The sequence below is a fragment of the Nostoc sp. 'Peltigera membranacea cyanobiont' 213 genome (assembly GCF_002245975.1).
In the GTDB taxonomy this organism is placed as follows: domain Bacteria; phylum Cyanobacteriota; class Cyanobacteriia; order Cyanobacteriales; family Nostocaceae; genus Nostoc.
In genome coordinates this window covers 1-5,772 of record NZ_NOLI01000240.1, presented here as the reverse complement: position 1 = coordinate 5,772, position 5,772 = coordinate 1, and the positions used below count along the sequence as shown (strand labels likewise).

The 5,772-nt window shown below is 42.1% G+C and carries 5 protein-coding genes; 1 reads left to right on the top strand and 4 read right to left on the bottom strand.

Features of this window, described 5'->3' with window-relative positions:
• Positions 1-61: 61 nt before the first annotated feature.
• The gene (gene fraD, locus CDG77_RS32955; RefSeq protein WP_094333396.1) at positions 62-1,033 is read right to left on the bottom strand and encodes a septal junction protein FraD; all 972 of its coding nucleotides are present in this window, start codon (positions 1,031-1,033) and stop codon (positions 62-64) included.
• Between the two features lie 56 nt (positions 1,034-1,089).
• On the bottom strand, positions 1,090-1,629 hold the full coding sequence (gene fraC, locus CDG77_RS32950) for a filament integrity protein FraC (RefSeq protein WP_094333395.1): 540 nt from the start codon (positions 1,627-1,629) through the stop codon (positions 1,090-1,092).
• Between the two features lie 236 nt (positions 1,630-1,865).
• Here fraC and CDG77_RS32945 point away from each other — a divergent pair, with 236 nt between their 5' ends.
• A complete protein-coding gene (locus tag CDG77_RS32945; RefSeq protein ID WP_094333394.1) occupies positions 1,866-3,002 on the top strand; it encodes a cob(I)yrinic acid a,c-diamide adenosyltransferase in 1,137 nt (378 codons plus the stop codon).
• Positions 3,003-3,082: 80 nt separating this feature from the next.
• Here the strand turns inward: CDG77_RS32945 and CDG77_RS32940 are convergent, their stop codons facing one another.
• Entirely contained in the window at positions 3,083-4,051 is a 969-nt protein-coding gene (locus CDG77_RS32940; protein ID WP_094333393.1) for a response regulator, read from the bottom strand.
• On the bottom strand, positions 4,048-5,772 hold a 1,725-nt coding region (locus CDG77_RS32935; protein WP_143857146.1), incomplete at its 5' end, for a response regulator. The genes CDG77_RS32935 and CDG77_RS32940, both read right to left, overlap by 4 nt.

The following is a 5,772-nucleotide window of genomic DNA, read 5'->3' as shown; positions in this document are numbered from 1 at the left end:
GTTGCTAATAGTTACAAAGGCGCGATCGCTCGAAAAAGTATCATAGCTTAAAAAGGAATAGTCAAAACCGATCGCATTCAATTTCTGCAACTGGAATCTTATTCCCTGAATTACTGGTTACTGCAACTGGTTCAATTCGACAAGATTTTCTTAAGTAATAGCCCCGTGGGTTAGAACTTGGGCCGCTCCAAATACTTAATAAGTCTAATATATATCCAGATTTAGTATTAGCTACACGCGGTTCAACGCGCCATAAATCCTTCTCTTCATATTTACCCAGGTTTTTTTGAATTACTCCCCTACCCAGAGTCCTTACTCGTTGTTTTGCATCTAGTAACCATTTCTCTACTTCCGACCAAGATGTTTTGTCTATTTGTTCTTCTACTATTGGTTGAAGTCTCTCTAGAATTACAACCCCGTTTTGTGGGATTTTTAATCGTTCTTCTGTTCTGACAACAAAGGTACTACGTTTAAAAGTATCTGCCTGCAAACTGGGATATTGTTGAAACCAATGATCCATCACAAAATAAAACTGAATCCAGCAACTTAGCAGCATACTACTAGCAACTAAAATTATAATTCTTTGGCGGTCTTGGGGCTTAGGAATTCTGGCTTTAGCGTCAGTGTCGCTTCCTTCAATAAATTCTGGTATTGCCGTAATTAGTGCCGAAATTGTCGGCCAAAAAACGATTATTCTTGGTGTAATTACTTCCTCTTGATTTCCAAAGGCAAAAACACTCACTAAGAATCCAGTAATCACTGCCCCGACTGGCATAAATGTACCAGGAACCCTCAAAGGATCTTGAGTTGTATACCAAGCTGTGCCTGAAATTAAAAATAACCAACCGAAAAAGGCAATAATATCTTTGACATAGCCTGTAGCCAAAGATGAAAGCACCCAAGAAAAGACACTCATATAAATAAATGTCTGCCAAGAGTAAGCTTTGGGTGGAACTAATAATTTTCTAATTCCCGCATACAGCCCTTCAGCAAATTTAAAAAAACCAAATACATCTTTAAGTAGCGTATTCATATTCCTCCTTCCACCTAATCACTCACTTGTCTTCCTTTTAATGAAGTAAAACCCTGCTATTTTGCTCGAAACAATAAAATAATAGTTATAGCAGTATAGCTAAGAGAATTCGCTATTAGTATAGTCGTTACCAAATTGGTACTTTGTAATCTCAGGTTGCTAAAAGTACTCCATCGCCGCCGTTGAGATATTGGAGCTTCCTCTTCTTTTTTCGCAAATGATTCATTTAATGATAGTAGCAATACCTTTAAAATGAAAAATTTCATCACAAAAGTAGCAAAGAAAATTATAAAGGCGGTTAAGATTATGAAGGTTTGTGTATTGGGTGCTTTAAAATTATTAAAAAACATATAGTTAATTAATTCCGATCTCACTTCTATCGGCAACATTGGTTCTGCTACAAAAAATATTAACCAACCAATTACACTAGAAAAAAGATTGAGAGAAATAGCATAAAAAATACTAGTTTTTTTGTCAAATTTTAGTCGATAGTGCAAAATATACGCTTCGATAGGAATGGCAATTAGTACAAATAAAAAGTCAAACAGAACTCCACCAATGGGAAAAATTCTCGGAAGCATCCAATTCTCAGGCATAACATAGTCAAGGGTAAGGTTTAACTGTAGAGAGTATAACTGGGATAGTGAGGGTGATGGGGGAAATTATCAGATTGTTTTTGTCCTTTATTATGCTGGTATGTCACTACTCCCTGATTGGTATTGTTAATACATCAAGCTGAACCTTATACGGACGCGCTAGCGGGGTAGTTTCTCTACTAAGATTACAAGACGTTAGGTAAGATTAAAGACTGCAACTTATAGCTTTTCAATAGATGACAAGGAACGGTATTGGTATTCGGACGGCGCAAGTGCGTCAGGAACGCCTAATTGGTCAAATTCACGTCTACGATGGACTGGGTAAAGGCAAGTCTCAAGCTGCTTTGGGGGTGGTTTTGCGCTCTATTGGCTTAGGGATAAATACGCCTAGCGATTCTAACCGGGTTTTACTGCTGCGATTTTTAAAAGGGCCGGAACGTGATTATGACGAAGATGGCGCGATCGCAGCTTTACAGCGTGGGTTTCCCCATTTAATAGACCAGGTTCGCACTGGAAGAGCCGAATTTTTTGGCCCAGAAGAAATTACCACCTTTGACCGAGATGAGGCGATGCGGGGTTGGGATGTCGCCAAAGGTGCGATCGCTAGCGGTTTATATTCAGTTGTCGTCTTAGATGAAATTAACCCCGTTCTGGATTTGGGTTTGCTACTAGTGGATGAAGTAGTAAAGACATTAAAATCTAAGCCCCAAGAGTTAGAAATCATCGCCACCGGACGCGCCGCACCGCAAAAATTACTTGATATTGCAGATTTGCATTCAGAAATGAAACCTCATCACCATCCAACAGCCAAAGCCCTCTTCCTGGAAGGGATTGAAATTTATACTGGTGCTGGGAAAGGTAAGTCTACTAGTGCATTAGGCAAAGCCTTACAGGCCATTGGTAGGGGAATCAATCATCCGGGATCTACCCGTGTGTTAATTATGCAGTGGCTTAAAGGTGGTACTGGCTATACAGAAGACGCAGCGATCGCCGCCTTGCAGCAGTCATATCCAGAAGTAGTGGATCATCAGCGTTGCGGTGGCGATTCCATTGTCTGGCGCAATTCCCGGCAAGAATTAGACTATGTAGAAGCCGAGCGGGGTTGGGAAATAGCAAAAGTTGCGATCGCCTCTGGAATGTATAAAACTATTATTCTTGATGAACTCAACCCCACTGTTGATTTAGAATTACTCCCCGTTGAACCCATTGTCCAAGCTTTACTCCGTAAACCCCGCGACACTGAAATCATCATCACTGGCCGCTGTCAAAATCAGCCGGCGTACTTTGACTTAGCTAGCGTTCATTCAGAGGTTTATTGCCACAAACACTATGCAAATCAAGGTGTAGAACTTAAACGAGGCGTAGATTTTTAGGCGTTGCTGATTAGCTTCCCCATCCCTTAAAAGGTGAGTTTGCATTTTCAAGAGATAGAAAGTGTGTGAAGTTTGGCGCACTAGCAGGAGTTTTTACTTTTGGGGAGGATGATATTTTGTACAAAGCGATCGCGTCCTGCTGCCTTTGCTTGATATAATGCCCGATCTGCTGCGGCAATCATTTCTTCCAAGTCAGAATCTAGCTGAGGAATTTCTGTGGTAAACCCGACACTAATGGTTACATGAGGACTAACTTGGGAATTTTGATGAGGTATTGCCAGTGTGCGGACAGCATGGCAAATTTCCTCGGCAATATGAGTCGCCCCCTCGGTATCTGTGTTAGGTAAAATCACAGCAAATTCTTCCCCACCATAACGGGCGACTAGATCGCTGGGACGTTTAATAATATCTTTAATGGCTTTAGCAATTTCTTGAAGACAGCGATCGCCTACCCGATGCCCATAAGTATCGTTATATAATTTGAAGAAATCAACATCACAAAGAATCAGCGAAAGCGGCCGTTGCTCCCGTTTTAGGCGCTGCCACTCTTGGTTAAGATACTCTTCAAACCGTCGGCGGTTAGCTACTTGAGTTAATCCATCAATAGTAACTAATCGCTGCAATTCCAGATTAACGGTTTCTAGTTTTTGCTGTAACTGAGATTGCTGAATCAAGCGTTTTACCCGTTGTCGCAAAACTGGCCAGTGAATCGGTTTGGTTACATAGTCCATTGCCCCCACTGCAAATGCCCGATCGACTGACTCTTGATCCTCAAGTCCTGTAATCATTAAAACTGGAGTGTGTTTACTAGAATCAAGAAGTTCCAACTGAATGCAACACTCAAACCCATCCATATCTGGCATTATGGCATCAAGAAGTATTATGTCAGGGTGCTGTTGGTTAAAAGCAGTTAAAGCCTCTCTGCCATTTTGAGCTTCCACTATTTTATAGCCTTCTCGCTCCAAGAAATGCCGCAGGATCATGCGGATGAAAGGTTCATCATCAACAATTAGAACTAAAGATTGGCTTTCTTGAGCAGTGGCATTCATGGCGTTTCCTTCGCAAGTTCTTTTTCTAAGGCTGTTCTAACTTGTTCATACTCCTGGTATAGTTGCGAGAGTGATTCTACGCTGTTTTCTAATTTACTGCTGCGTCCTTGTGCTTCTAACACCCTGCAAAGCTGCGCTAAGGCCATCGCTCCGATAAAGCCACTGCTAGACTTGAGTTGGTGGGCTGCCTTCCATATAGTTTGGGCATCCTGAGTTGCGATCGCTGTGCTAATATTTTCCACCAGTTTTGGTGTCTCTGTAAGGTAACACTCAATCAGTTCAGAAAATACAACACTATCTCCTCTGACCATATCCCGCAAGGATTTCAGAATATTGAGATCGATTTTGGCGTTTTTTAATGTCTGGTTTTGCCCTTCTTGGAGGATATTTTGCGAAGTTTGCAATTCTTTGGACATCACTCGATCTTGTTTGACTATGGAAGGGAATTCAATACTTCTTTGACGTGGGCATTTGCTGAGTGCTTGAGCTAAATCTTGAAACTGAATAGGTTTGCTAATGTAGTCATCCATACCAGCAGCAAGACAGATTTCGCGATCGCCCCGCATCGCATTGGCAGTTATTGCAATGATATAGGGACGAAAACCCACTTCCCATTCTTGACAAATTCTTCGGGATGCTTCTAACCCATCCATTTCAGGCATGTGGATATCCATCAGCACTAGGTCATAAGGCTGTTTTTGCAAAGCCTTGAGTACTTCTACTCCATTGGTGACGACATCCGCCTTATAACCCATTTTCTGTAACATCAGTAAAGCAACTTTCTGATTAACAACCGTATCCTCTGCTAGGAGAATCCGCAGTGGCAATCGATGGGCTAAATGCCGATCTACCAAGGGGAAATGAGAAATACTGGCTGGGATCGGCTGATTTCCCAAAACACGGGTAATAACATCGTAGAGTTGAGACTGTTTAATCGGTTTGCTCAAAGAGGCAGCAAACTGGACATCACCAAAGTCAGAGAAAGTTTCTCCTCTACCCAAAGAGGTCATCATCACTAAAGGTAGATTTTGACAACCAGATTGTTTGCGGATTTGACAAGCTAGGGTTATGCCATCTATTTCCGGCATTTGCATATCTAAAATGGCAATATCAAACTGTGTTCCCAGAGCAAGTTGAGCTAAAGCTTCTTCACCAGATTTAGCAGCATAAGTTTCCATTTTCCAAGACTCTGCTTGCAAGCTGATAATTTGGCGGTTGGTCAGATTGTCATCCACAATCAACAGGCGCTTTCCTTCAAACTGCATCGGCGAATTACTAAATTCACCTTGCTCTGATACAGCAGGCACTTGGGCTGTAATGGTGAAGTAGAATGTTGAACCTTGGGAAGTGTAAGGAGATGATAATAATTTTCCACTTTTCCATCTAGGGCTAGGATTGCCACCAACAAATCCTTGACTTTCTACCCAAAGAGTGCCTCCCATCATCTTACTTAGCCGCTTGCTGATCACTAGTCCTAGTCCTGTGCCGCCATATCGTCGAGTCATGGAGACATCAGCCTGAGTGAAGGGCTGAAATAAGCGCTCTATTTTCTCTGGTGTGATGCCAATACCTGTATCTTGGATAGCAAATTGGATTTCGTAGAGAAGTTGCTCTTGGACAAGAGGTATTGGGGATTGGGGATCGGGGAACTCGGTGCCGCCTCTGGAGATAAGGGGTAATGGGGATTTTGATCGAGAAATTTCTTCCCAGTCCCCATCGCC